The organism is Catonella massiliensis, from assembly GCF_016651435.1.
Classification (GTDB): Bacteria; Bacillota; Clostridia; order Lachnospirales; family Lachnospiraceae; genus Catonella; species Catonella massiliensis.
The window spans coordinates 2,039,948-2,066,138 of the sequence record NZ_JAEPRJ010000001.1; the positions used below are offsets into that span (position 1 = coordinate 2,039,948).

Annotated in this window: 23 protein-coding genes and 1 riboswitch; of the genes, 4 read left to right on the forward strand and 19 right to left on the reverse strand. The window is 40.5% G+C overall.

Features of this window, described 5'->3' with window-relative positions:
• Nucleotide 1 precedes the first annotated feature (1 nt).
• From JJN12_RS09125 to JJN12_RS09150, 6 genes are all read right to left on the reverse strand, one after another.
• On the reverse strand, nucleotides 2-2,689 hold the full coding sequence (locus JJN12_RS09125) for a cadherin-like beta sandwich domain-containing protein (protein ID WP_208429391.1): 2,688 nt from the start codon (nucleotides 2,687-2,689) through the stop codon (nucleotides 2-4).
• Between the two features lie 92 nt (nucleotides 2,690-2,781).
• On the reverse strand, nucleotides 2,782-4,050 hold the full coding sequence (gene purD / locus JJN12_RS09130; protein WP_208429392.1) for a phosphoribosylamine--glycine ligase: 1,269 nt from the start codon (nucleotides 4,048-4,050) through the stop codon (nucleotides 2,782-2,784).
• Between the two features lie 115 nt (nucleotides 4,051-4,165).
• Nucleotides 4,166-4,789, reverse strand: a complete 624-nt coding sequence (purN, locus tag JJN12_RS09135; protein WP_208429393.1) for a phosphoribosylglycinamide formyltransferase — start codon at nucleotides 4,787-4,789, stop codon at nucleotides 4,166-4,168.
• 2 nt (nucleotides 4,790-4,791) lie between these two features.
• Nucleotides 4,792-5,817, reverse strand: a complete 1,026-nt coding sequence (purM, locus tag JJN12_RS09140) for a phosphoribosylformylglycinamidine cyclo-ligase (RefSeq protein ID WP_208429394.1) — start codon at nucleotides 5,815-5,817, stop codon at nucleotides 4,792-4,794.
• Between the two features lie 17 nt (nucleotides 5,818-5,834).
• Nucleotides 5,835-6,347 carry a 5-(carboxyamino)imidazole ribonucleotide mutase gene (gene purE, locus JJN12_RS09145; protein WP_208429395.1) on the reverse strand — a complete coding sequence of 171 codons (513 nt, stop codon included), beginning with the start codon at nucleotides 6,345-6,347 and terminating at the stop codon, nucleotides 5,835-5,837.
• Nucleotides 6,348-6,446: 99 nt separating this feature from the next.
• The gene (locus JJN12_RS09150) at nucleotides 6,447-7,019 is read right to left on the reverse strand and encodes a YgjV family protein (protein ID WP_208429396.1); all 573 of its coding nucleotides are present in this window, start codon (nucleotides 7,017-7,019) and stop codon (nucleotides 6,447-6,449) included.
• A 195-nt stretch (nucleotides 7,020-7,214) separates the two neighbouring features.
• Between JJN12_RS09150 and JJN12_RS09155 the strand changes: the two genes are divergently transcribed.
• From JJN12_RS09155 to asnA, 3 genes are all read left to right on the forward strand, one after another.
• Nucleotides 7,215-8,573: an MATE family efflux transporter gene (locus JJN12_RS09155; protein WP_208429397.1), complete on the forward strand. Its 1,359-nt coding sequence runs from the start codon at nucleotides 7,215-7,217 to the stop codon at nucleotides 8,571-8,573.
• Nucleotides 8,566-9,930: an MATE family efflux transporter gene (locus tag JJN12_RS09160; RefSeq protein WP_236013753.1), complete on the forward strand. Its 1,365-nt coding sequence runs from the start codon at nucleotides 8,566-8,568 to the stop codon at nucleotides 9,928-9,930. Before JJN12_RS09155 ends, JJN12_RS09160 begins: the two co-directional genes overlap by 8 nt.
• Nucleotides 9,931-10,037: 107 nt before the next feature.
• Entirely contained in the window at nucleotides 10,038-11,051 is a 1,014-nt protein-coding gene (gene asnA / locus JJN12_RS09165; protein WP_208429399.1) for an aspartate--ammonia ligase, read from the forward strand.
• Here the strand turns inward: asnA and JJN12_RS09170 are convergent.
• The 8 genes from JJN12_RS09170 to rbr form a co-directional block, all read right to left on the reverse strand.
• Nucleotides 11,048-11,719: a uracil-DNA glycosylase gene (locus JJN12_RS09170; RefSeq protein ID WP_208429400.1), complete on the reverse strand. Its 672-nt coding sequence runs from the start codon at nucleotides 11,717-11,719 to the stop codon at nucleotides 11,048-11,050. The genes asnA and JJN12_RS09170 overlap by 4 nt on opposite strands.
• A gap of 52 nt (nucleotides 11,720-11,771) precedes the next feature.
• Nucleotides 11,772-13,541, reverse strand: a complete 1,770-nt coding sequence (locus JJN12_RS09175; RefSeq protein WP_208429401.1) for a hypothetical protein — start codon at nucleotides 13,539-13,541, stop codon at nucleotides 11,772-11,774.
• 53 nt (nucleotides 13,542-13,594) lie between these two features.
• The gene (locus JJN12_RS09180; protein ID WP_208429402.1) at nucleotides 13,595-14,497 is read right to left on the reverse strand and encodes a chemotaxis protein; all 903 of its coding nucleotides are present in this window, start codon (nucleotides 14,495-14,497) and stop codon (nucleotides 13,595-13,597) included.
• A gap of 132 nt (nucleotides 14,498-14,629) precedes the next feature.
• Nucleotides 14,630-15,418 (reverse strand): hypothetical protein, encoded by a 789-nt coding sequence (locus tag JJN12_RS09185; protein WP_208429403.1) that lies wholly within the window; start codon nucleotides 15,416-15,418, stop codon nucleotides 14,630-14,632.
• 15 nt (nucleotides 15,419-15,433) lie between these two features.
• Complete coding sequence (locus JJN12_RS09190; RefSeq protein WP_208429404.1) at nucleotides 15,434-16,966, reverse strand: sensor histidine kinase; 1,533 nt, start codon at nucleotides 16,964-16,966, stop codon at nucleotides 15,434-15,436.
• Between the two features lie 19 nt (nucleotides 16,967-16,985).
• Entirely contained in the window at nucleotides 16,986-17,657 is a 672-nt protein-coding gene (locus JJN12_RS09195) for a response regulator transcription factor (RefSeq protein WP_208429405.1), read from the reverse strand.
• Between the two features lie 21 nt (nucleotides 17,658-17,678).
• Complete coding sequence (locus tag JJN12_RS09200; protein WP_208429406.1) at nucleotides 17,679-18,338, reverse strand: hypothetical protein; 660 nt, start codon at nucleotides 18,336-18,338, stop codon at nucleotides 17,679-17,681.
• Between the two features lie 247 nt (nucleotides 18,339-18,585).
• Nucleotides 18,586-19,149: a rubrerythrin gene (gene rbr, locus JJN12_RS09205; protein WP_208429407.1), complete on the reverse strand. Its 564-nt coding sequence runs from the start codon at nucleotides 19,147-19,149 to the stop codon at nucleotides 18,586-18,588.
• Between the two features lie 242 nt (nucleotides 19,150-19,391).
• A riboswitch (TPP riboswitch) is annotated at nucleotides 19,392-19,492 on the forward strand.
• A 28-nt stretch (nucleotides 19,493-19,520) separates the two neighbouring features.
• Between rbr and thiT the strand changes: the two genes are divergently transcribed.
• Nucleotides 19,521-20,234 carry an energy-coupled thiamine transporter ThiT gene (gene thiT, locus JJN12_RS09210; protein WP_208429408.1) on the forward strand — a complete coding sequence of 238 codons (714 nt, stop codon included), beginning with the start codon at nucleotides 19,521-19,523 and terminating at the stop codon, nucleotides 20,232-20,234.
• Nucleotides 20,235-20,445: 211 nt separating this feature from the next.
• Here thiT and JJN12_RS09215 read toward each other — a convergent pair whose 3' ends face one another.
• From JJN12_RS09215 to JJN12_RS09235, 5 genes are all read right to left on the reverse strand, one after another.
• The gene (locus JJN12_RS09215) at nucleotides 20,446-21,561 is read right to left on the reverse strand and encodes an ABC transporter substrate-binding protein (RefSeq protein ID WP_208429409.1); all 1,116 of its coding nucleotides are present in this window, start codon (nucleotides 21,559-21,561) and stop codon (nucleotides 20,446-20,448) included.
• Between the two features lie 47 nt (nucleotides 21,562-21,608).
• On the reverse strand, nucleotides 21,609-22,367 hold the full coding sequence (locus tag JJN12_RS09220) for an ABC transporter ATP-binding protein (protein WP_208429410.1): 759 nt from the start codon (nucleotides 22,365-22,367) through the stop codon (nucleotides 21,609-21,611).
• Nucleotides 22,367-23,422, reverse strand: a complete 1,056-nt coding sequence (locus JJN12_RS14490) for an ABC transporter permease (RefSeq protein ID WP_328706798.1) — start codon at nucleotides 23,420-23,422, stop codon at nucleotides 22,367-22,369. The genes JJN12_RS09220 and JJN12_RS14490 overlap by 1 nt, the downstream gene beginning before the upstream one ends.
• 130 nt (nucleotides 23,423-23,552) lie before the next feature.
• Nucleotides 23,553-24,719: a double-cubane-cluster-containing anaerobic reductase gene (locus JJN12_RS09230; protein ID WP_328706799.1), complete on the reverse strand. Its 1,167-nt coding sequence runs from the start codon at nucleotides 24,717-24,719 to the stop codon at nucleotides 23,553-23,555.
• Between the two features lie 250 nt (nucleotides 24,720-24,969).
• Nucleotides 24,970-26,184: a MalY/PatB family protein gene (locus JJN12_RS09235; RefSeq protein WP_208429411.1), complete on the reverse strand. Its 1,215-nt coding sequence runs from the start codon at nucleotides 26,182-26,184 to the stop codon at nucleotides 24,970-24,972.
• Nucleotides 26,185-26,191 lie beyond the last annotated feature (7 nt).

Below are 26,191 nucleotides of genomic sequence, written 5' to 3' on the forward strand. Positions count from 1 at the left end.
CTTATCCCTCCTTTGCCACATTTATCTTGTACGTTCTTACACTTCCATCCTCTGCGGTCACACTAATGCTAATAACATTTACTCCTCCCGGAGTAAGTTTCATCTGCCCGAATCCATTCACTACCGCCTTCTTGTTAGCTGTCTTTCCTGTCACCTCAATCACGTCTACATCCTTGCCAACCACAAGGCCATACCCTTCTGTGGTATCGGGCCTGAATGCAGGTGTAAGCTGATATCCTGTAACCTGCAGGGAGGAAAGCCAGTTGTTAGGACTAGGTATGTCCACAGGCCTCTCACTGATAACAGGAGGCATATTTTGAAAGACAGGAATGGAAAATACCAAAGGCTCATCCTTTAACTCAGCATAAGCTCTCTTGGTAATCATAGACTCTGAGCTGGGCGAAAACACCGCTGACATATATTGGTGCGAAAATGTATTTTTCTCTGTAAAGTTAAACTTCTCAAGATAAGGCGTATTCTGCCCCCTTAGTATGTAGTTGTTGCCTATAAACGCAGCTCCGCCAAGGATTGCGCTGTATCTGTTGTTCCAAGGTATCTTGATATAGTCGTTAAAGCTCTTGTTGCCAATGACTGCCTTAGAAGCACTTCCGTTTGCCGCAAACTTTAGTCCGCTAGCCACAGCCCCACCGGGAGCAGTGTTGTTGTAAGCTCCTATGTTATAAAAGTTATAATAGCCCTCATATCCCGGCACTGTGCCTGTAACACTTGATGAGAACCTTCCCGCACCTGCTACCTCCTGCTTTACTCTACTCGCAAGGTGGTAAGGACTTACGCCTGAGTACACCCCTGCAAGAAGGAAGGTCTCTGCGTAGCTTATGGTCTTGTTCGTTCCATCTGAAGCAATATAATCGTAGGTGGTATCTTTCATAGGAGGACCTCCAAGAATAGCCGAAATCCCCTCCTCAGTATGATGTTCAGGCTTGTATGTAAGAAGCTCAAACTGATAAATATAGTCCTCATTGAGGAAGTTCCTTGGATCCATATAATACCTTACAGCCTTGTTTGAAGCTGTGACCCAGGTACTTCCGTCATAGGCTATGAAGGCGTCATTCGCCCAGTCATAGGCCTTTGCTTCCATAGATTTCCAGGCATAGTTACTGGAATTCTGCAAGAGATTTAGTCCTACCACACTTTCCCTGGATACTGCGTATTCCCAGTCAAGCCCCAAGTGCCTTGCTTCAAAATGCCAGTATGGATGTACCCTGTGAAGCACTCTTAAAAAAGGCTTATAGTCCTCAGGAAAGCCTTCAGCCGCCAATTCTTTTTCAAAAGCTTTGTCGCTTATTTTCTTCTTATTACTAGAGCCTGTAGAATCATCTACAGGCTCTCCGCTTAGTTTAATATATTTTTCAGGTACAAAGCCGGCTCCAATTACTTGTTTTCCGGTACTGTCATTAACTATATATGTTATCAGATACCACTTTTCATTGCCCACAATATACTGTTTTCTGGCAATAACCTCCTGGTTCATATTTAACTTGTAAGGAATTCCGGTTTCACTCTCTTTTAGGATATCAGCCTTATAGTCAGCTTCGTTATAAAGCTCAACCTTATCAGAAGTAATATACGCCCTCTGTGTCACAAATTTCCCGTTGTTGTTATTTATAACACCACCACTGTTGCCATCATCGTTATCATCATTATTAGCATTATCATCTGAATTATCATCAGAGCCATCGTTATTATCTCCGGTATTATCAGTATCATCAGCCTTAGGCGTGTCTTTGACTATTCCGATTAGCTTAACCTGCGATGCAACCAGGTAGCCTGTATAGGTCTTGCCACTAATTACAAAGCTTACTTTATAATACTTCACATCACTAAGGGTAATCTCATGGAAGATGCTTACGATATCGTTCTTGGCAAGGACTACTTTCTTCCCCTTGCTATCCTTAAATTCGTTACCCTTTGCAGTAGCCTTTGTCTTTATAACTGCACCCTTTTTAGCTGTTACCTTTGCATAAGCCGGTGCCTTCTTATCAACTGAAAGCTTAACAAACTCACTAAGCACATAGCCCTTAACCGTCTTGCCGTTAACCTTAGTGCTTATCTTATACCACCTTATCTTCTTAGCGTCATTCTTCTCTCCGGTAATGTTAAGCACCTGTCCGTTAGGAAGCACGACTCCAGCAGTGCCTATCTTGTACTGAGGCTTATCCGTACCTACTCCCGTTCTAAGCCTAAGTCCCTTGGTCTTTACCTCTCCTTTATAGGAATACTTTGAGGTCTCCTTTATGCTTGATGACTTCTTAGTCTTACCTGCAGTTTTCCTGGTATTTGTCTTTCCATTGTCAGATGGAGTACTTGCATTTTCACTTGAAACCTTGACAAAGTCGCTTCTTACAAAGCCGGTTACACTTTTACCATTAGATAAGAATCTGACCTTATACCATACCACTCCACTCTTATCCTTTTTCTCTCCAAGGACATCTGCCTTGTCATTTAACAAAAGATAGACCATGGTGCCGTCAGAGCTTAGCTGTGCAAACTCTGTTCCTGAATCGGTTCTTACCTTAAGCTTATCTACTGTACAGGTTGCCACCTTCTTTGTTGCTGCATATACAATCTTTGAATTATGAAGGCCATTACCATAAAGAGGTACGCTTGTTAACACTGTACCCATTATAACTGCTGATAATATGCCCTTTGCTAAACTATTCTTAAACATAACTTCTCCAAATCTATAAATATTTTAATCTTACTCTTTCTATAGACTACTTTACAAAGGTGGCAAAAAAAAGTCAAGTTATTTACAATTTTTTATCCCTCTATAGCTTTTTTACCTATATCAGTACGCATATATTTATTCTCAAATTCCACAAGTTCAGTAGCCTTATACGCCCTGTCTCTTGCTTCTTTTAGGTCTTTTCCTGTAGCTGTCACTCCAAAAACCCTGCCGCCTGCAGTAACAATCTTGCCATTTTGAAGCTTTGTACCTGCGTGGTAGAGATAGAGTCCATCTTTACCAAAGCCTTCTTTGATGGTTACTTCTTTACCCTTTTCATAGTCTAGAGGATAGCCCTCAGATGCAAGCACTACACAGACTGCAGCATTGTCATCAAAGACAAGCTCTGCTTTATCAAGCCTTCCCTCTACACAGGCCTCCATTATATCAAGGATATCTGACTTCATCCTTGGAAGAACTACCTGTGTCTCAGGATCTCCAAATCTTGCATTGTATTCAAGTACCTTAACTCCACCCGGGGTAAGCATAAGTCCTACAAAAAGAACTCCCTTAAAAGGCCTGCCCTCACTTTTCATAGCCGCCATTGTAGGCTCGTATATGTTTTTCACACAGAAGTCTTCAACTTCTTTGGTATAAAAAGGACTTGGAGAAATATTGCCCATTCCACCTGTATTTAAGCCCTCATCTCCGTCCTTTGCCCTCTTGTGATCCATGGCAGAAGTCATAGGCTTGATGGTCTCTCCGTCACAGAAGCAAAGTACAGATACCTCAGGTCCGGTCATAAAGTCTTCTATAACTAAGGTGTTTCCCGCACTACCAAACTTCTTGTCTTCCATTATGGTCTTCACGCCTTCTATGGCTTCTTCTCCCGTTGTACATATAAGCACACCCTTACCAAGGGCTAGGCCGTCTGCCTTAAGGACTATAGGATAGTCAGCCTTTTTAAGGTATTCTATTGCTTTATCCGCAGAAGTAAATACCTCATAGCCTGCTGTAGGAATGTTGTATTTTTTCATCAAGTCCTTGGAAAATGCTTTAGAGCCTTCAATAATAGCCGCATTTGCACGAGGTCCAAATGTCTTAAAGCCTGCCTTTTCGAATTCATCTACTGCACCAGCCACAAGCGGATCGTCAGGACCCACTATGACAAAGTCTATATTTTTTTCTTTGGCAAATTCGATTAGTTTAGGGAAATCCATCACTGAAATATCCACACACTCAGCCACTTCAGCTATGCCTGCATTGCCTGGCGCAGCGTAGATTTTATCTGCTCTCTTGCTTTCGGCTACCTTACAGGCTATGGCGTGTTCGCGTCCACCACTTCCGACTATTAGTACATTCATAATGGCCTCCTTTTTATAGATTTCTATCAAAAGTTGCACAGAGAGGACACCACTATCTATGCGGCATTGTATCCTCTCTGTTGTTCTATCCATGAACTCTAAAAATAATTATACCTTACACTCTCACTGTCTTGCCGTCTACGACCTTTACCTGTCCGCTTGCTACAAGTTCAATGGCTTCCGGGAGTATCTTCCACTCAGCCTCTTCCATTACCCTTTTTTGCAAGGTTTCTGCTGTATCACCATCTTTTACTTCCACAGCCTTTTGAAGAATAATAGGTCCTGTATCTGTTCCCTCATCTACAAAATGCACTGTGGCCCCCGTTATCTTTACTCCGCGCGAGAGGGCCTTTTCGTGTACCTTTAGCCCATAGCAGCCCGTTCCACAAAATGATGGAATAAGAGAGGGATGTACATTTATTATCCTATTTCTAAACTTTTCTACCATTTCGCGGGGGATGATAACAAGGAAGCCTGCAAGTACAACCAAATCTACCTCCGCCTCTATAAGCGCATCTGTAAGAGCCTTATTAAAAGCCTCCCTGCTGTCAAACTCAGACGGAGATATGCAGCTTGCTTTTATTCCTGCGTTTTTTGCCCTGGTAAGCGCATAAGCAGAAGGATTGTTGCTGATAACAAGGGAAATCTCTGCATTTCTAATAAGCCCCGAAGCCTTGGCATCTATTATAGCTTGAAGATTGGTTCCTCCACCCGATACTAAAACCGCTGCTTTTTTCATAATTATACAAGGGTTACGCCCTTTTCTCCCTCTTTGATTTCACCAATTACAAAGGCCTTTTCGCCTGCCCTAGCTATGGCTGATATTGTCTTATCTACATCGTTTTTATCTACTACTACCATCATGCCGACACCCATATTGAAGGTATTGTACATAACCTGCTCATCTACATTGCCTTCTTTGGCAAGCATCTTAAATATAGCAGGCACCTCGTAAGAATCCTTACGGATAACAGCATGAGTTCCTTCCTTAAGCATACGTGGAACATTCTCATAGAAGCCGCCACCTGTAATATGGCTGCAGGCCTTAATCTTAACTCCTGCTTCTTTTACTTCTTTTAATGCTTTAACGTATATAATAGTTGGCTCAAGCAGCGCTTCTCCAAGTGTTTTTCCAAGCTCATCATAGTATGTACAAAGGCTTTCCTTTTCCATCTTAAATACACTTCTAACAAGTGAAAAGCCGTTGCTGTGGACTCCTGAGGAGGCGATTCCTATAATCACATCTCCCTCTTTTAGGTCTTTCCCGTCTATAAGGTCTTTTTTGTCACATACGCCTACGGCAAAGCCTGCAAGGTCATACTCATCCTCCGGCATAAGCCCAGGATGCTCTGCAGTTTCACCTCCTACAAGGGCTGCACCCGAGAGCTTACAGCCCTTAGCTACTCCCTTTACTATAGATGCTATTTTTTCAGGTTCATTTTTCCCACAGGCTATATAGTCAAGGAAAAAAAGAGGCTCTCCACCTGCACAAACCACGTCATTTACGCACATTGCCACACAGTCAATGCCGATAGTATCGTGTTTATCAAGCTCAAAGGCGAGCTTAATCTTGGTTCCTACTCCATCCGTGCCCGAAAGAAGTATAGGGTCTTCCATATCTTTAATCGCTTTAAGTGAAAATGCTCCTGAAAAGCCTCCAATTCCACCAAGCACCTCACCTCTCATAGTCTCAGCCACATATTTTTTCATAAGCTCAACTGACTTGTAGCCCGCTTCTATATCTACTCCCGAAGTTTTGTAATCCATTATATATTCTCTCTTTCTTAATTCATTTCTTCAAGATAAGTCTTGTAGCCTACCTTTTCAATCTTGGTTTTCTTTGCAAGCACCTCATCTTTAAGTCCCTCAGCAAAGTCCTTTATCTTCTGCCTTACTTCAGGCTCTCTAACGGAAATGATCTTAGCTGCAAGTATAGCCGCATTCTTTGCTCCGTTGATGGCAACTGTAGCAACAGGTATGCCTGCAGGCATCTGAACTATAGAATAAAGTGAGTCCACGCCGCCAAGGCTCTTGGTAAGGATAGGTACACCGATTACAGGGATAGGAGTTATAGCCGCTGCCATACCTGGAAGATGTGCAGCTCCGCCTGCTCCTGCTATAAGAACATCATATTTGCTTTCAGCGCTCTTTGCATACTCAAAGAAAATGTCAGGCATTCTGTGCGCAGATATGACTGTCACATCATACTCAATTCCGAACTTCTCCAAGGTCTCCATAGCCGCCTTCATTACAGAAAGGTCACTGTCGCTTCCCATTACAATACCTACTTTACTCATAATTCCTCCTTTAATGTGTTAATCCCAATCATTCTAAGCAATATTATCTCATCTACTGCACTAAAAATGATTTGAGGTTAATAATTACTGTTTCATCAACTAACATTTTTCTACAACGCTGTCACTTCTAGAGCCACCATCTTTTTTAAGTCTTATAATTCCTATTATACAACTGATGATTGTGAGGATATCAAAGATAAATCCTACATAATTCTTTATGGAAAAATCATATACTCCCCATCCACAGGTCGTAATGAAAATAAGAATTTTGATTCCAATTGCACCACCCATACCTAAAAAATAGGTAAAGATGAAGAGGTTTACCGCCGGCAGCCAGCCCGCTATACCACCATTGTTAAAGATAAGCGTCATCACTATACCGAGTCCTACTATGGCGGCCTTAGTATATTTATTAAGCTTTCCTCTAAGGTAAATCTCATTTTTAATAATCTGAACCGTGTTGATTATAATACCTGAAAATGCGTTAAGTAAAACTCCCATTGCTATAATGAATAGAAGCTGTACATCCTGAGTTCTAAGCATTTTCTTTTCTTTTTTGATGTAGCCTGTTATCACCATCAGAGTATATCCAATCAGGCTAAGCACCTGTGCTATAATCCACTTTGTTCCCCCCATGGCCTGTATCCAGTCTTCTATCTTTTGTAAGTCCATTCTCCCTCCTCATTTTTAAGTATACCTTATATATAACTACTTACTATTTAGTAAGAGTTTATAATCTATCTTCATTATATCAATACTACCCCTTATAAATCAACTAAATAAACTAACTTACTCATTGAAAAAAATACTTATTTGTATTATTATTACTAATACTGATAAAATTAATTTCTCAACCAGGAGGCAGCTATGATTAAAGACTTAACTAAAGGAAGCCCTATTAAAGCTATACTTAGTTTTGCTGTGCCTATGCTTTTTGGAAATCTCTTTCAGCAGATGTACAATATGGCTGACTCCATTATAGTAGGTAAATACGTAGGCGTAAAGGCGCTTGCTGCCGTTGGTGGTACCGGTGCCATCAACTTTCTTGTGCTTGGCTTCATTATAGGTGTCAGCAGCGGCTTTATGATACCTGTGTCTCAGGCCTTTGGTGCAAAAGACTTTGACAGGCTTAGGAGGCTTGTTACCAATGCCGCCTGGCTCTCCCTTGTAGTAGGCTCCATTATGACAGTTCTTACTGTGACTCTAACAAAGTCAATGCTTAGGTTAATGAATACACCAGATGATATCTTTCAGGGGTCTTATGAGTACATAGGAACTATTTTTGCAGGTATCCTTGGGATTATGTTTTATAACCTGCTTTCCGGTATAATGAGGGCCCTAGGCGATTCCAAGACTCCTTTGTATTTTTTGATATTCTCATCCTTTGTAAATATTGCCCTGGACCTACTGTTTGTCCTTGTATTTAAAATGGGAGTATTCGGGGCGGCATTTGCAACAGATATATCTCAGTTTGTATCTTGTATACTATGCTTTTTATTTATAAAGAAAAAGTATACTATATTAAAAATGAATAAAGGTGACTGGACGTTTAATACAAAGCTGTCGAATAAACTGCTGTTAATGGGGCTTCCTATGGGGCTTCAGTACTCCATCACTGCAATCGGCTCAACTGTAATACAGACAGCCGTAAATGGCCTTGGCTCAGTATATGTAGCCGCGATTACAGCCGGAAACAAGGTTTCTCTTCTCTTTACTCAGCCTTATGATACAATAGGAACTGCTATGGCTACCTTCTGCGGGCAGAATCTTGGCGCAAGAAAGCTTGACCGCATACATAAGGGTATGAAACAGGGAATAATTGCAATGGGCGTATACACTGTATTTGCATTCTTTGCCATCATATTGGCAGGCAAGTATGTAGCCCTTCTCTTTGTAAATGCTGACCAGGTTGAACTCCTTAGCTACGTGGATAAGTTCCTCTTTGCAAATGCTTCGTTTTACTTCCCTCTTGGGCTTTTGATGGTACTAAGATATGCCATACAGGGACTTGGGCACAGCCTCTTTGCTATGCTTGCGGGCATAATGGAAATGATAGCAAGATGTGCAGTAGCTTTCATAGGTATAGTTTGGTTTGGAGTAGATGCAATATATTATTCCAACGCTACTGCCTGGATAGCAGCGAACATCTTCCTCATACCTGCATTTATAATGGTTATGAAGAAAATAGAAAATAATTTTAAGACGAATGGAACTGTCAATGGATAAACAGACGCAGAGCACAAACTCGATACTTACAGGCTCAATAAGCAGGAATATACTGATGTTTTTCTTTCCCATCCTGCTTGGGTCGTTTTTACAGCAGCTCTACAGCACGACTGACGCTGTCATTGTGGGAAAATATGTAAATAAAGAAGCGCTTGCCGCAATAGGAGCAACTACTTATATAATAAACATATTGATTGGTTTTTTTGTAGGGCTTTCAGCAGGAGCAGCAGTAATCATATCTCAGTTCTACGGTGCAAATAAGGGAAAGAATCTTAGCGACTCTGTCCACACTTCTATTGCTCTTTCCCTTGTAAGCGGTGTGGTTATAATGATAGTTGGAATAATATTTTCTCCTATGATACTGCATATTATGAATACACCATCTGATATAATAGATCTCTCAACAACTTATTTGAGGGTGTATTTTCTGGGCTCTATCCCTGTGCTTGTATACAATATGGGTTCAAGCATCCTAAGGGCTGTAGGCGACTCTAAAAGCCCGCTCTACGTACTCATAGTCTGTACAGTAGTAAATGTAGTGCTTGACATCCTCTTTGTGGCTGTATTTAAGATGGGCATCTTCGGTGCAGCCCTTGCAACCCTCCTAGCTCAGGTAGTAAGTGCCTTGGTTGTAATTATTATGCTTATGAGGGCTGAGTTTAGCTACAAGTTAGATATAAAGAAAATCGGCTTTCATAAAGATGAGCTTATCGCAATGCTTAAGATAGGCCTTCCTACAGGCTTTCAGTCAGTAATGTACTCCCTGTCAAATATGATAGTTCAGTCCTCAGTAAACAGCTTTGGTACTGATACAGTTGCGGCCTGGACAGTATTTACCACAAACGATAATTTTTACTGGATGGTAATAGGTGCCTTCGGTGTGTCGGTTACTACCTTTGTAGGACAGAACTTTGGAGCAGGGAACTTTGACCGTATCAAAAAGAGTGTGAGGATTACTTATATCTTTACCTCTGCTTCTGCTGTGTTTCTTAGTTTAGTCTTTTATATCGGCTGTGAGCATATATTGCACTTTTTTACCAACGAGCAGTCCGTTATAGATATTGGCGTGTATATGTTTAGGCATTACTGCCAGTTTTATATTTTCTTTGTAGGGATAGAGGTACTTGCAGGCGCTATAAGGGCTACAGGAGATTCTCTTATACCTACCTTAATCACAGCCGCAGGCATATGTGGGCTTAGGATTCTTTGGATATTCTTTGTTGTTCCTACTAACCACCATATAGGAACTGTGCTTACTGTATATCCTGTGACCTGGTTTCTTACTTCTTTTGTATTTACGATATATTATCTGCAAGGCGGATGGCTTAGAAGACGAAGACGGATTATGGGTATATAAGCCTATCTGCACTTGATAACTTAGCATAAATAGCATATAATAATCCCGTGTTATCCATATTTTACAGTGATAATATGGGATTATTATATATCTAATGGAGGCCAACTATGAAAAACGAAATATTTCCTGAGGGTTACTCTCCTGCGCTAAGCATCAGAGAAACCGAGGTTGCCATAAAGTCTGTAAAGGACTATTTTGAGCGTGAACTGGCTAAACAGCTAAACCTCACCAGAGTATCTGCACCACTTTTTGTAAGGCCTGAAACCGGTCTTAACGACAACTTAAACGGTGTGGAAAGGCCTGTAGCCTTTGACCTAAAGGAACAGCCTGATGCAGAGCCTCTTGAGATAGTGCACTCCCTTGCTAAATGGAAGAGATACGCTCTTAAAAGGTACGGCTTTCATTCGGGTGAAGGTCTGTATACAGATATGAACGCAATAAGAAGGGATGAGGATACAGACAACATTCATTCTATCTTTGTAGACCAGTGGGATTGGGAGAAAATCATCAACAAAGAAGAGAGGAACGAACACACTCTTAAAAAGACTGTTATGTCTGTGTACGAGGCGCTTAAAAGCACAGAGATGCACATGGCAAGAAAATATAACTACATTAAGCCAGAGCTTCCTGAGCAGATTTGCTTTGTAAGTTCCCAGCAGCTAGAGGATGAATATCCTACCCTTACTCCAAAGGAAAGGGAGTACAAGGCCGCAAAGGCTCACGGTGCTGTATTTATAAGCCAGATAGGAGGCGCCCTAAACTCCGGAGAAAGGCACGATGGCAGGGCTCCCGACTATGATGACTGGCAGCTAAATGGAGACATCATTGTATATTACCCTCTGCTTGATATAGCCCTTGAGCTTTCTTCAATGGGTGTCAGGGTAGACGAACTCCGCCTTAAGGAACAGCTTCAAATCGCAGGCTGTATGGACAGGGCAGAGCTTCCTTTTCAAAAAGCTATACTTAATAAAGAGCTTCCTTATACAGTAGGCGGAGGTATAGGTCAGTCACGAATCTGTATGTTCTACCTAAAAAAAGCCCATATTGGGGAAGTTCAATCCTCAGTATGGACTCCTGACACTGTGGAAAATGCAGATTTGTGTGGTATTACCCTACTCTAATCCTCTAACTGCCAGTCTATAGGTTCTGCACCGTGTGCAGTAAGAAATTCATTGGCTCTTTTAAAATGACCATTGCCCATAAAGCCTCTATGGGCTGACAATGGGCTTGGGTGAGCTGATTCCAGTATGAGATGCTTAGGATTACTTAGCATCTCTTTTTTGTCTCTTGCAGCCTTTCCCCAAAGGAGATAGACTATAGGTCTGTCTTCTTTGTTAACCGCTCTTATAAGTGCATCGGTAAAGTACTCCCATCCCCTTCCTTTATGTGAAAATGCCTCGTGAGCCCTCACCGTTAATAAAGTATTAAGGAGCAGTACTCCCTGCCTCGCCCACTTTCTAAGAGAGCCTGTTTCAGGTATGTTAAGACCAAGCTCAGCCTGTAACTCCTTGTATATATTTTGGAGGGATGGAGGGATTTTCTCTCCCTTTGGTACTGAAAAAGACAGCCCCTCAGCCTGTCCCGGCTCGTGGTAAGGATCCTGCCCCAGTATTACCACCTTTACCTGACTTAAAGGAGTTAGATGAAGAGCATTAAAAATATCATCAGACTTTGGGTAAATAATGTGGTGGCTATATTCATCCTTCAAAAAAGCATAGAGATTTCTATAATATTCTTTTTTTGTTTCTGCCTCCACAACAGGCAGCCAGTCATTTGTCACACTTCCCATAATCCCTCCATAAAAAAGGTGAAAGACCTAAGTCCTCCACCTGTGATTTTGCCTATGGCACCAGTTCATCTTTGTCCTTCTCAGCTTCAATAGCCTTGGTATCAAGCTTTGAGACAATAGCATATATTCTCTCACTGTAGTCCTGTCTGTCAGTCATATCCATAAGTTCAAGCGCTTCTCTCTCGTCTACTCCGTATACGCTTTGAAGCTCTGCCATTATCTGTTTTCTCACATAATCAAGGTCTGTATGTATACCTAACTGTCTTGCAAGAGCTATATACTTATCATATCTTGAAAGTCCCTTAATCAAAGAGTCAAGTGCAGATGAGTAATCACCCATAGCAAAGAAGTTGTTATATGAGTTTAGCTGTTTGTTAACGAACATAACAGTATAAATCTTGTCATGTATAAGCATATCCTTCTCTTTGATATCAAGTCCCCTGATACCCTCATAAGCCTCTGTGTACTTGTGGTTGCCAAACTTATGGGTGGCATCGGCTATGCTTATATCGTAAGAGAAGATATTGGTTCCAATTATTACAACTGCGGCTGCCACTACAAAGAATAGAAGAATAATGGTGGCACCTGCCTTATTTATCTTGCCTTCAGGCTGTTCAAGAGCCTCTGCCCTAAGCCTTTTAAGCTCTGCTTCCTTCTTGGCAGCCTTCTTTGCTGCATCCTTGGCAGCCTTCTTTGCCTTGTTGTCAGCAGCCTTTTTCTTGGCTTCTTCTGCTTTTTTCTTCTTGTCTGCCTCTGCAGCCGCCTTTTTATCTTCTTTCTTCTTGGCAGCCTCGGCTTCTTTTTCCTTCTTTGCGGCCTCTTCCTGTTCAGGAGTAGGGATTGCTGCAATCTCTTCTTCAGTAAGTGGAACATTGGCAAAGAGCTTTTGAAAAATAACTGAGAATAATCCCTTTTTATCTCCGCCCTTCTTTCCTGTCTTACCTTTCTTAGAGGACTTATTGGAGGCTATTTCTTTATCAGATAAAACCTCCGGTGCACCTATGTCATCAAGCGCATTTATATCCGGTGCAGACGCTTTATCTGACTCACTGTAAGCATCATCAGGCTTCGTATCACCTGATGCACCATCAGGTACAATACCTTCAGCACCGCTATCATAAGGCTCAGCTTCAGCCCCAATCCCGGTGCCTGTTTCGTCTCCAATTTCAGTACCTATCTCGGTTCCAATCTCCTCACCGATTTCAGTTCCTATCTCTTCACCTACATCACTGCCTGTCTCGGTACCGATTTCTTCTCCTAACTCTACACCAAGTTCAGAGCCAATCTCATCGCCTATTTCTTCAGCAGTTTCTACATCTTCTTCACTTGAAGCCTGATTTTCATCAGCCACATCATCTAAGCCTCTTAAAGCAGGTTCTTCATCAAAGTCGGATGGGGCTTTAGCTACAGGAGCCTCTCCTACATCTGTATATGTACCTTCTTCAGGCATTTCACCTAAGGTGCTGTCTTCTTTAACTGCCTGAGTATCCTCTACCTCGCCTGTAGCAGTTTCAACATTATCTAAATTATCAGCCTTTTCACTATCAGTCAGATTAACTTCTGCCGCCTTTTGACCTGATTTACCCGAATCAGCATTGGTAAGACTAATGAGTTCATCCAGGTCCACATCATCAAGAAATGAATCATCCAGGTCATCAAGATTAAATTCTTCATCCAAAGAATCGATAGTTACATCAGCGGATGACATCTTACTCTTTTTGGCTCTTGCAGTCGCTTTTTTCCTCCTGTTAGTTTCATATGGAGGTTCCTGCCCAATAGTCTCAAGCAGTTCATCTAGGTAAGATTCATTATCCTTATCCAATCTCTCCTCCATCCTAAAGCATTGTTGGCTTTAATTTTAGTTATTTTTATAATCTAGCTTAAAACTAATCTGTCAATTGCTTCAACAAGTTGTCCGATTTCAGGCTTTGTAAGCTGAGCATCGGCACCAAGGGACTCGCCCTTGCGTCTCATCTCATCATTAATAAGTGATGAGAATATGATGAGAGGAATCTTCTTAAGTTCATTGTCATCCTTAACAAGCTTAGTAAGCCTGTGACCATCCATCATTGGCATTTCAATATCAGTAATTATGCAATGGCACTGCTCTGTAGGGTCACCTTCGTTCTTATAGCGAAGCAATGTGTTCCAGGCTTCCTCACCATTAGCAGTTGCTGTGATATTTACATAGCCTGCCTTTGTCAGACAGTCTATTATCATCTTCTCAAGCATAGGTGAATCCTCTGCTATAAGAATAGGAGAATTATTTCTGGTTCTTACTCCCAATCTGTCAATATCCTGAGCCTTTATACCTGTTTCAGGGTTGATTGTAGATACAATCTTCTCAAAATCCAGTACAACTATAAGTCTGCTGTCAAACTTAATGATACCGGTAGCTACGCTTCTCTCAGCATCATTGATTGTTTCATCAGGCTTTGTTATATCAGACCAGGTAAGTCTGTGTATTCCCTGAACGCCATGTACGTGGAAACCAATATTAAGGTTATTAAAATTGGTTACGATGTACATATCCTTTGTTTTATCAGGTGATGGTGGTATCATAAGGCTTTTTGCAAGATCCACTATTGTAACTATTGTATCTCTTGGCATAAATATGCCTTCGATTGTGTCGTGTGCATTTGGAATTGGTGTAGGCTCTGCATAAGGCATGATTTCCTTTACCTTAGCAACATTGATTCCATAGTGATTGGCACCAATGTTAAATTCGAGCACTTCCAACTCGTTTGTTCCACTCTGAAGTAAAATTCCAGTATCCATAATAACCTCCCACAATTTTGTCCATAATGTATAATAAATATCCGGAATGTTAAAACTCATGGTTACAGTCCTTATATTATACCATTCAAAGCCCGCTTAGGTAAAGGGTAATTTTGATATAAAATCTCATCCTTACTGGGCCACATTGAGGGTATAGGACTTGTTTCCGTTTGAAACTTTTAACTTTGCTTTGTTTCTGTCAGCAGCCTTTGGTACATTGAAAACAATGACACCTTTTGAAGATTTACCACCTGCTATAGCCACTTCAATTGTCTGCATGTCATTTTCAAGAAGAGTAAGACTTGGCTTGATATAATTGCTTCCGTCAAAAGTCAGGTTATAAGTTACTCCATCATTCTGTGAAAACTTCTTTTTCTTATCTGTCTTATTTCTTATTGAAAATTCTACAACATACAGCTTCATATTGTCAGCCGCAACAAGAGAAAAATATCCTTCATTCTTTGGATATCTTGAATATTCTCCCGCACCGCCATATACTACTTCGAATCCGTCTGACTTATAGACATCGTTCAAAGTAGCTGCAGTATCGCTATTTTCATCGGTTTCATTGATCGCAGATGTACTACTGTTATCTCCGGAACTATTCTTATCATTATTTATATCGGCATTATTTTCAATTGATGAAGAGGTATTAGAATTATTCTTTTCATTATTATCCTCATCGCTGTCTTCATCAGCCTTACCAAAGTCTTCTTTTACAACATTGGGGTTCTCTTTAATCTCAAGCTCTTCCTGCAATGTAGGCTTATAGTTCCTTGTGTGCTTTAGCACCATTTTGGCTGCATATTCTGCCACCTCATTTAGTTCACTTTCTGAAAGCCCGGTATCTCCCGTATCACAGGCAGACAGATTAATCGCCATTACAGCTGTAAGCACAAGCAACACAAACTTCTTCTTCATTATTTACATTCTCCTTTAAGCCTTAGTATCCAGTTCGAACCAAAATTCCACTCCGTTATCCCAGTTCTTCACTCCACATTCCCTGTTAAGCGAATTCATAATTGCCTTCACTATGGAGAGCCCTATGCCGTTGCCCCCATATTCTCTGGTTCTAGCCTTATCGACTTTATAAAACTTGTCCCATATCCTCTCAATTGCCTCTTCCGGTATGGGCTGTCCTGTATTAAATACAGAGATTCGTACTATAGAATTGCTTTTCTTAACACAGATAGATATTATTTTTTCGCCATTACTATCTTCTTCGACATGATTTAGCGCATTACTTATATAATTAGTTATAACTTCTTCTACTAAGTATTCATCGGCCCATACGTAGCAGGATTTAATATCTGACATCTTTGAAATCACATTTTTTTGTTTGTAGACCATATTCATAGAACCCACAACCGAATTAAGGACAGTTATTATGTCAAATCTGTCAAACTGAACCTTGCTGTCTCCAAACTCAAGCTCACTAAGGCTTAGAAGCCTCTTTACCATGTTGTTCATCTTGGCAGCTTCATCCATTATTACTTCACAGTAAAACTGCCTGCTTTCCTCATCCCCCTGAATATTGTCTTTAAGTCCTTCAGCATACCCCTGTATAAGGGCTATAGGAGTTTTAAGTTCGTGAGTTACATTGGAAAGAAATTCCTGCCTCATCTCTTCCACTTTTTCTTTCTGCTTTATGTCCTTTTTCAGTTTATTATTGGCGGATTTAAGTGAGGATATGGTATCCTCGAGCTTTTCAGAGAGCACATTGATACTATGTCCAAGCTCACCAACTTCATCCTGTCTCTTTCCATTATAATGCACATCAAAGTTAAGATTGCTTATATCTCTGGTCATCTGAGACAGCTTAAGTATCGGCTTGGTAAATTCAACACCTACGACATACATAATAATTGAGCCTATTAATATTGAAACCACGCCCACATAAGCAAAGAAGGTACTTGATATCATTGCGCTTTCGGTAATGTTGTCATAGTTGCTTCTTATAAATATCTTGTCTCCCGCATCAAGAATGCCATATAGTTCGATATAGTTGACCTCAAGTCTTGTATCAAAATGCCTGTATATACTATATTTATCTGTCTTGACTAATAGCCTTGTAGCCTCTTTCTCGCTTTTAACCTCTTCTTCATTTGGAAGAGTTTTTTTATAATACTCTATAATATCGCTTTGCAGTCTTCTGTTTTGTATCTCATTCATATTTGTCGGAAATAAAGTCTGAAGTATGATTCCTCCAGAATAGCTAAATCCGTTAAATATGTATAAAGATACATTCTGTTTGGACGCAAGCTGCTCATAACCAAGGCTTAGAGCAGATATATTATCCGCATCGTACTTTGAATTTACCTTGGTGTAAGTGTCTCCCAGCCTGTTTATCTTATAGCTTTCATAGTATTTTTCAAGAAATACTTTATTTATAACCCAGCTAAACAATATGGTTGCACTTAAAAGAGTAATTAAAATTATTATTAGACGCACTTTAATGGAATGTTTCATTTAAACCTCTTACAGGGCACTAGGCCTCAAACTTATACCCGATTCCCCAAATCGTTTTAATCAAATCCCCCTTAGACCCCATCTTTGCCCTAAGCTTCTTAACATGTGTATCTATTGTTCTCGCATCTCCAAAGTAGTCATAGTTCCATACGTTGTTAAGTATCTTTTCCCTCGATAAAGCAATCCCCCTGTTGGTCATAAAATAAAGAAGCAGTTCAAATTCCTTCACACTAAGGTCCACGGGCTTTCCATCTATTATAACCTCGTGTGAGGCCTTGTCTATCTTGATGCCTCCAACTTCAAAGCTGTCATCACCTGTTGCACCTGCCCTCCTTAATATAGCCTCTACTCTTGCCATAAGTATCTTAGGGCTAAAAGGCTTTGATATATACTCATCAACTCCCAGCTCAAAGCCCTGGAGTTCATCCTTTTCATCTGACTTGGCTGTAAGCATAATTATAGGCACTTCCGAATGCCTCCTTATTTCCCTGCATACCTGCCAGCCATCCATTTTAGGCATCATTACATCCAGGATAATTAAAGCAATATCTCCCCGTTCAAAGAAGATATCTACCGCCTTCTCTCCGTCTTCTGCCTCTACAACCGCATATCCTTCGTGATGCAAAAAATCACTAACCAGTTTACGCATCCTGCTCTCATCATCAACTACAAGAATCTTGGCTTTTTCCATCTTTTATTCTCCAAATTTAATCTACTTTTGATTTTCTATACGCATATCATCAAGTATCTGTTCACGTTCGTTAAGCTCCTGCTCCTTCTTTGTGAGCTCTTCTTTCCAAGAAGCATACTCATTGACAAGAGATTCTTCTGCAAGGTTTGGGTTAATCACTTTATCGTAAAATAAAACCCCAAAAGGAACTATTACCATAATAATCAAAAAAGCAATTATGATTCTATAATTTCTTATCTTAGCCCTAAGAGAGTTAATAATACTAAGATTCTTCTCTTCCTCTGCGGTACTTACCTGATTTTGTGCTTCTGTATCTATCGCTTCTTTAGTATCAGGCACTGCCTCCACCTCTGCGTCCACATAGGTTGGTTCAGCCAGGCCATTATTTACATATACTTCACGAACAACGGCATGGAAAGGAATAGCCTTCATAGTCTTTCTCTGTTCAGGATTCTTCACAAGCCTCTTCTGTGCTTCCCTAAGAAATCCTATTCCAACAGGTGTTTCAAATTCTTCACTCTCCACCAAAGTATCGTATACTTCTCTAAGGCTTTCTTCTTCTCTAAGATTTCTTTCAGACTTGATATCTGCTATCCTTGCAAGCTCTCTTCTTGCCTGCTCATAAGAATCCGAATCATCAAAACGGTAACCGTCTAAAATATATTTTTTAATATCAGCCATGTTTAACCCTACCCACTTTATTATTCTCCCCTGTCGGAGTCTGCGTTTAAAATAAAAACGCCTATCCTTAGTATACTATCACAAATAGCTAAAATATACAATCACAAAGTGTGTGTACCACTCTAATATATAGTCCCTCAGTTTGTAGATTGCTAAAGATTCCCATAACCGCGAAAAACCCCGGAACAATATGTTCCGAGGTCTTTCATAATCAGTCTGCAGGAAGCATTCCTGCTACTGCTTTTAATTAATAATTGTTTGCCTTTCTCTCAAAATATGCCTGTGGATGATTGCATACAGGACATACCTTAGGAGCCTTTGGTCCAACTACGATATGTCCGCAGTTCATGCACTGCCAGATAGTATCACCATCTGATGAGAATACAAGGTCGCCCTTCATGTTGGCAAGGAGCTTACGGTATCTCTCCTCATGCTCCTTCTCGATGTCTGCTACCATCTCAAAAAGCTTTGCAATTCCTGTAAAGCCTTCTTCTCTTGCTTCCTTAGCAAAGGTAGGGTACATCTCTTTCCACTCATAAGCCTCACCTTCGGCAGCAGTCTCAAGGTTCTCATCGGTAAAGCCGATTCCGGCAAGTATCTTATACCAGATTTCTGCATGCTCCCTTTCATTTCCTGCTGTTTCCTCAAATATTTCAGCTATCTGAACATATCCATCTTTTCTTGCCTTAGATGCGAAATATGTATACTTGTTTCTAGCCTGTGACTCACCTGCAAAGGCATCCATAAGATTCTTCTCAGTCTTTGAACCCTTGATATTTTTTCCTAACTCTGAATACCTATCTTCTACCATTTCTTATCCCTCCGTTTTCTATATTTTAGGCCTTTGTCAGTCCTTTACGCTTATTCTATGTCTTACCGCCTCTGACAAGCCTTAATCGGTATTCTAACATTTACATAATTTATTTGCAATCAAATTGTGAATGTTTTTAAAAACATTTTGCAAAATTATCTGATAAATGATATTGATTCTTAATTTCTCGACTTAATTGATAGTAATTTTCATTTGACAAATAAAAATTGCAGTAGTATAATTGTGTCTGCTAGGGGAGCCTTAGGCTGAGATGAAGCAAAGCTTCAGACCCTTAATACTTGAACCGGATAATACCGGCGTAAGGAAGCAAAGATAATCTCCTTACGCCAGACTGTGAAGGAGGTTTTTTTATGTCTTTTTTAGCAACACCAAGTGTAAATGACTGGGGTGAAAATGTATTCAAACTGACACCATACGGGCTTATAACCGTAGGAATCCTCATAGCTTTGCTGGTTGCGATTGCCATCGTCTTAAGGCCTAAGACAGCAGGCAAGGTAAGAGCTATGGCTACCACCCAGCTGGTCTTTTCAGCCGTGGCTATGGCACTGGCTATAGTAACCGCTGAAATCAAATTTAGCAGACTTCCAATGGGTGGCTCTATTACTCTCTTTAGCATGCTTTTTATCGTGCTGATAGGCTATTGGTATGGGCTAAAGGCAGGTCTTATGACAGGTTTTGCCTACGGACTGCTTCAGTTCTTGGCTGACCCGGTCTTCTACAGCCCTCTCCAGCTTATTACTGACTATCCACTTGCCTTTGGAGCTCTCGGCCTTTCAGGTATATTCTACGAGAAGAAGCACGGCTTACTCAAGGGCTACATAGTGGGAGTACTGGGAAGATATATCTTTGCAGTCATTTCAGGGGTTGTTTTCTTTGGCAATTATGCACCTGAGGGCACACCTGCCGTAGTATATTCACTTGGATATAACGCAACCTACATAGTTCCTGAGGCTGTAGCTACAATGATTATTATAAGCATACCTGCTGTAAGCAAAGCTATGTCTTATGTAAAGTCAAAGGCCACTTACTCAAGCTGGAATACCGGGCAGGCTGTGATAAAATAGAGTCTGATATAAGGAAGGATTCTACTAGATAGATTTATGTTTGACAGGTAATTTCGGTGTAATTTCCTATCGAATAAAAAAACTGCCATACTTGAAACCTCTTCAAGTATGGCAGTTTTTTATTTGGGAGAATGCATATTGGATAGAACGGTTTCCGAAGGCTTCTCCCATAAAAGGTGTGCAAAAGGCACAAGGCCAAATTTAAGGGGTCTTATTCAGCGCTTCCAATAGGGTTCCAAATGCTCTTGTATACTGCATCTGCATCAGTTGTAGCAGTAATTAGCTTAGCATTTATATAACCGTCAACTATGCTCTTCATCTGCTCAGTTGTATAATCATCTGTCTGCTTACCAAACTGCATAAGCTTATTTAATTCAAGGTTCATATCATAATCACTTCCGTTAAGACCTATCTTCATAAGCAGCTTTGTGCAGTCCTCAGGATTGTCTCCCATCCACTTAAGTGCCTTTTTAACTGCTGAAGCCATCTTAGCTGAGGTAATAGGATTCTCTTTTATGAAGTCTTTGTTCATCATAACTATACAGCAAAGCTCGTTTCTGCTGTTACCGTCAGCAGACTCTACCTTGCGAAGCAGTCCCTGCTTAACAAGAGGATAGCCATATGACTCAGGAAGAAGAGCTGCTGCTATCTCGCCACTCTTCATGGCTGCTACACAGGCATCTTTTTCTACCTGTACTATCTTTAAGTCCTTAAGAGGGTCAATACCTGCCTCTATAAAAAGTCTTGCAGAGATATTGTAGTCGGCTGTTCCTATGCCGCTTGGCGCGGAAATTGACTTACCCTTTAGGTCATCATAGCTCTTATAGTTGCTCTCATCAAGCACATACATGGCTTTGCAGCCTGTGAGTAAGTGCGCACCGCCAACAAAGCAAAGGTTTACGCCGTTTGTTGCAGGAACCATAGACTTAGCAATGTGGCCGATGGCTATCTGAACCTGATTGGTCCCTATTGCTTCCACATCAGAGTCGCCCTTAAAGCCTTCAACTGTAAGCCCCTGCTCCTTATAGTATCCAAGCTCCTGTGCTACGTTAACTGCTGAAGTACATCCATCTCCTGTAAGGAACTTAAGAGTTTTACCGTAGGCAGGCTCCTTCTTCCAAGCCTCTTCATCAGCTGTGTTTACAGCAGACGCCACAGAGCTTTTAGCAGAAGCTGTAGATGCCGCAGAGGACTTAGAAGCAGCCTGACTTGCTGAGACCTCTGTCTTTGATGATGTTTTAGCGCTGTCTGAACTACTCTTAGCCCCGCATCCAACCACCGAAAATGCTACCACTGCACAAAGTGCAATACTTAATACCTTCTTCATTTTTTTCCTCCTTTATTTTTTATTCACGGTGTCTATGACACCTATATCTAAGCGAAGTGCAGTAAATCAAGTATATGATTACGGTACTCCACAAATGAAGAACTGCTTCGGTTACGAGGATAATCCATATCTATCTTTATTTCCTCGCGTATTCTTCCCGGATGAGCTTCCATTACTAATATCCTGCTGCTCATATGAATTGCCTCATCTATGTCATGTGTCACCATGACAACTAACTGCTTATTTACCTGCCACATGTCTAGTATCTCATTTTGCATATTCATCCTGGTAAATGCATCTAAGGCTCCGAGAGGTTCATCCATAAGAAGAATCCCAGGTTTACTTATCATTGCCCTTGCAAGAGCTACTCTTTGCGCCATTCCCCCTGAAAGCTGTCCCGGATAATCTTTCTTAAATTTCTCAAGGCCTATTACCTTTATAAGTCTCTGAACATCTTCCATACCCTCTTTTAGCTTTCCCTGCATCTTCAGGCTGAAGGCTACATTGTCCTCGACTGTAAGCCAGGGAAATAGTGTAGGCTTTTGAAAAACCATACCGATATCGGGCCCCGGTGATGTTATTTTAGTTCCATTTATCGTAAGTTCGCCTGTAGTAGGAGCTATAAGACCCGCTATCATTCTTAAGATAGTTGACTTTCCACAGCCTGAAGTTCCCACAAGGCTTACAAACTCACCATTATACATGCTAACATTTACATCTGTTACTGCGTTGGTAACTTCTGTGGAATCTACCCTTGAAAAGCTTTTTGAAACATCTTTAAGTTTTAATTCTATTGCTTCACTCATTATTTCACTACTCCTATCTGCCAACGGAGAATATAGTTCTTAATTCTATCCAGTACTCTTGTTACTATATTGAATACTATACAGATAATTACTATTGCCGCAAACATCTTGTTGTAGGCTGCCCAAGCCTTTGCCCAGGTTATGTACCAGCCAAGTCCCGCCTCTACACCAAGCATCTCGGCTATCATAAGTGAAATACAGGCTGAGCTCATTCCCTGTGTCATTCCCTGTAAAATATTGGGCATGGCATGTGGGATGGCTATGTTAAATACAAGCTGTCGGTTAGAAGAGCCGAGGGTTTTGGCAACTTCGTAGTAGGATTTGTCCACATTTGATATTCCTGAGGTAGTTGCTATTGTTACAGCAAACCAGGTTCCAAGACCCACTATAAAGACTGAGCCTGCCATAAGTGAGCTTGCAAGTATCATAATAAGTGGAATCCAGGTAGCTGTAGGTATAGGTCCAAGCACCTTTACTATAGGACTTATCCAGTATCTTACCTTTTCACTATAACCACTTGCTACTCCGGTTATAATCCCAAGTACAACGCCACAAATATATCCGGTAAATAACAATCTTAGGGTAAATAAGGTACATACTATAAGCTGGTCCTTGTCTAAAATTGCAGCATTGATAATGTCATTTACCCAAGGTATAAATGGATATAAAAGTATTCCTGTTTTCAATGTAAGCACATCAAAAAGAGCTAAAAATAAGAAAATTGCAGACAGAAATGGTGCCTTGAATCTTACTTTTGCAAATTTCTTTCTATTCCCTTTTTTATAGAGCAAAATCGCATGAATAAGCCTACATACGTATACAGCTATAGGAAGTGAAAGTAAAATCAGGTATCTCTTAGGATTTGCATTTGGATATTTGTCAGGTACCAATATATACTCAAGAACTGCTATAGCAAAACATACTATAGGAAAAAAAGATATGATGAAGTCAAGTATCTTTTGATGTCTGCTCTTATTATTTTCTTCAATTTCCCAAAGTTCGTCCTTTGTTAAACCGGCAGTAGTTTGTTTGTTTATTATATCTTTTTCTGACACCTCATAAGTCCCCCTTTTTGTCTTAACAGCACAATTTAATTGTACCACCACCCTGCTTATCTGGCTAATTTTTGTTTATTATTAAAAGAGTCATTTATTGAAATATTCAATAAATGACTCGCAATAATCCTTAAAGCATCTCTATAAATGCGCCTATTCTGGTGTCAATCTGCCCCTTATCAGCTAGGGCATAGTCAGTTTCAAGCTTCATATAAGGAATATCATTTTCCTTCATTACCTTTGACATCGTATGTGTTTCTATATTGAAGGTATGGCAGCCGGTTAACACTATATCAATGACTCCGTCTACCTTGTACTTTTCAATCATGTTTAAGGTATCTTCATATCTTCCTGTATTTGGTGTCATTACAGAGCAATCGATTTTTAAATATCTATCGCTTATGGCTTCTAGGATATTCTCTGCATTTTCATCTATTAAAAAGCTCTGGCTTCTCTCTCCCGAACAGTCATTTCGACAGACTACAACTCCACCAAGCGACTCAATTGTCATTACAACCTTTTCAATAAGACCTCCACTTGGACAGCCTGTAAGAAGAATTCTCTTGGCATCAGCTGATACCGGCCTCTCTCCTTCCTCTAAGTAGGCTTTTTTTGCATCAGCTATCAGTTTTTCCATATCAGCTATATAGTCATCCACACTCATAGCAAAGGTTTCCTTCTGGATGCTAAGCATCATATCGATTCCCTTCATCATAGGAGGCTCCGCCTTTTGCATAGCATATAGCTCGCACATAAGTTTCCTTGCATAATTTCTCTTTTTTACCGCGTTTCTTAAGGCTTCATCCGTGATAGTGATTCCAAATTTTTCTTCAAGCGCTTCTTTCATCCTTACACATTCTTCATACCACATCTTCTTTGCATAGGGTACATCTTTTCCCTGAGGAAGATGAAGAATATGTACATCCTTAATCTCTCCCAAAAGCTCATACATCTTTTTCTTGCCATCACAGGTAGTTTCACCTATTATAATGTCTGAAAAATATGTATAAGGACATTTCTTAGTAAGTGCAAAGCCATAGGTTGACTTTATCAGCGGGCATATAGTCTTAGGCAACACCCTTTCAGCGTCAGGAATAGTCTCCTGGCTTGTACCGCAAAGCCCAATTGACGCCATCCCCGCGGCCTCAAGGATTTCAACAGGTGTGTAAGCGCAAAGGCAGCCAGCTATCTTCCCACCCTTTTTCTTAAACTCCATAGCCTTTATAAAGCCTGCTTTACGCTTTTCTTCGTAATCCTCCCAAATTTCTTGTCCCTCTTTACATACAGTTGTATCCACAATACTACCTCCTCAATAAAGCATTTTCTAACCTAAATAGTATACAATAAATGCTGTTTAGTTAAAAGAAAGATAAAAAAACACAATAAATTCAGATATTTATATTTATTTTATATAAGTGTTACAGGACACAAAAGCGATATCCGCATATCTATGGAGTTAGATTCGATGGAAATTTTAATGTTTAAAAAAATAAATTCTCTTGTAGGCTTGCTTGCAAGAGAATTTATTTTATAGCTTCATACTAACATTAAAAATTGAATACATATTTATCTAAGCGTTCAAAGGCTTCCACTATCCTTGATTTTGGTGAAGCAAGGTTCATCCTTATGCTCCACTCTCCATTAAAGGCTTTACCGTCCTGCCAGATTACCCCTGCTTCAAATCCCATTCTAAGCAGCTCGTAAAGGGTCTTACCCTTCTCTTTGCACCATTCTTCACAGTCTATAAAGAGCATGTATGTACCCTGAGGTCTCGCAACCTTCACTCCTTTAAACTTAGTTTCTATATAGTCACAGGCAAAGTTAACATTTTCTCCTATTACCTCTCTAAGCTCATCCACCCACTCATAGCCCTCATCCTTGTAAGCTCCTATAAGTGAATGCATTGAAAGTACATTTATCGAATTGTAATGCCCAAGAGAGGCTTCTTTCTCAATTCTATGTCTGATTCTGTCATTATAAATGATATGATAGCTGCCTGTAAGTCCTGCAAGGTTAAATGTCTTTGACGGCGCGTAAAATGCAACTGTACGGTTCTTTGCATCCTCAGATATGGTCTGGGTAGGTATGTGCTTATATCCGCTAAGTATGATATCCGACCAGATTTCATCTGAAATAACCATTACATCATGCTTCTTATAAAGCTCCATTACCTTCTCAAGCTCCCATTTTTCCCAGACACGGCCGGAAGGATTATGAGGTGAACAGAAAATGGCTGTATGAATATTATTTTCAACTATCTTTCTTTCCATATCCTCAAAGTCCATACGCCAGATGCCCTCTTCATCCTTTTTAAGGTAGCTGTGGACAATGTTATAACCGTTATTTTTCAGCACATTGGTGAAGCCTATATAGGTAGGGGCATGCACGAGTACGCTATCACCCTGTGAGCAGAATACATGGAGCGCAGTCGCAACCCCTCCCAGGACTCCATTTTCATATCCTATGTATTCTTTCTTAATTCCCTTTACACCGTTTCTTATATACTGCCATCTGATTATGCTGTCATAATACTCATCCCTTATCTCAAAATAGCCAAAGGTAGGATGCTTTGCCCTCTCTATAATCGCATCCGTAATAGTGGGAAGTACAGGGAAATTCATATCCGCAACCCACATAGGTATCATATCAAAGCCTTCTCTTACCTTAACAGGATTCTCTCCTTCCAAAAACATTGGAATCAGGTCTACAGCCAGCGCATCTTTTCCTTTTCTGTCAATAATCGAGACAAAATCATACTTCATAGCATTG

Coding starts and splice junctions, on each gene's coding strand:
- JJN12_RS09125 (WP_208429391.1), bottom strand. CDS start 2,689: ATGTTTAAGAATAGTTTAGCAAAGGGCATATTATCAGCAGTTATAATG.
- purD (WP_208429392.1), bottom strand. CDS start 4,050: ATGAATGTACTAATAGTCGGAAGTGGTGGACGCGAACACGCCATAGCC.
- purN (WP_208429393.1), bottom strand. CDS start 4,789: ATGAAAAAAGCAGCGGTTTTAGTATCGGGTGGAGGAACCAATCTTCAA.
- purM (WP_208429394.1), bottom strand. CDS start 5,817: ATGGATTACAAAACTTCGGGAGTAGATATAGAAGCGGGCTACAAGTCA.
- purE (WP_208429395.1), bottom strand. CDS start 6,347: ATGAGTAAAGTAGGTATTGTAATGGGAAGCGACAGTGACCTTTCTGTA.
- JJN12_RS09150 (WP_208429396.1), bottom strand. CDS start 7,019: ATGGACTTACAAAAGATAGAAGACTGGATACAGGCCATGGGGGGAACA.
- JJN12_RS09155 (WP_208429397.1), top strand. CDS start 7,215: ATGATTAAAGACTTAACTAAAGGAAGCCCTATTAAAGCTATACTTAGT.
- JJN12_RS09160 (WP_236013753.1), top strand. CDS start 8,566: ATGGATAAACAGACGCAGAGCACAAACTCGATACTTACAGGCTCAATA.
- asnA (WP_208429399.1), top strand. CDS start 10,038: ATGAAAAACGAAATATTTCCTGAGGGTTACTCTCCTGCGCTAAGCATC.
- JJN12_RS09170 (WP_208429400.1), bottom strand. CDS start 11,719: ATGGGAAGTGTGACAAATGACTGGCTGCCTGTTGTGGAGGCAGAAACA.
- JJN12_RS09180 (WP_208429402.1), bottom strand. CDS start 14,497: ATGGATACTGGAATTTTACTTCAGAGTGGAACAAACGAGTTGGAAGTG.
- JJN12_RS09185 (WP_208429403.1), bottom strand. CDS start 15,418: ATGAAGAAGAAGTTTGTGTTGCTTGTGCTTACAGCTGTAATGGCGATT.
- JJN12_RS09190 (WP_208429404.1), bottom strand. CDS start 16,966: ATGAAACATTCCATTAAAGTGCGTCTAATAATAATTTTAATTACTCTT.
- JJN12_RS09195 (WP_208429405.1), bottom strand. CDS start 17,657: ATGGAAAAAGCCAAGATTCTTGTAGTTGATGATGAGAGCAGGATGCGT.
- JJN12_RS09200 (WP_208429406.1), bottom strand. CDS start 18,338: ATGGCTGATATTAAAAAATATATTTTAGACGGTTACCGTTTTGATGAT.
- rbr (WP_208429407.1), bottom strand. CDS start 19,149: ATGGTAGAAGATAGGTATTCAGAGTTAGGAAAAAATATCAAGGGTTCA.
- thiT (WP_208429408.1), top strand. CDS start 19,521: ATGTCTTTTTTAGCAACACCAAGTGTAAATGACTGGGGTGAAAATGTA.
- JJN12_RS09215 (WP_208429409.1), bottom strand. CDS start 21,561: ATGAAGAAGGTATTAAGTATTGCACTTTGTGCAGTGGTAGCATTTTCG.
- JJN12_RS09220 (WP_208429410.1), bottom strand. CDS start 22,367: ATGAGTGAAGCAATAGAATTAAAACTTAAAGATGTTTCAAAAAGCTTT.
- JJN12_RS09235 (WP_208429411.1), bottom strand. CDS start 26,184: ATGAAGTATGATTTTGTCTCGATTATTGACAGAAAAGGAAAAGATGCG.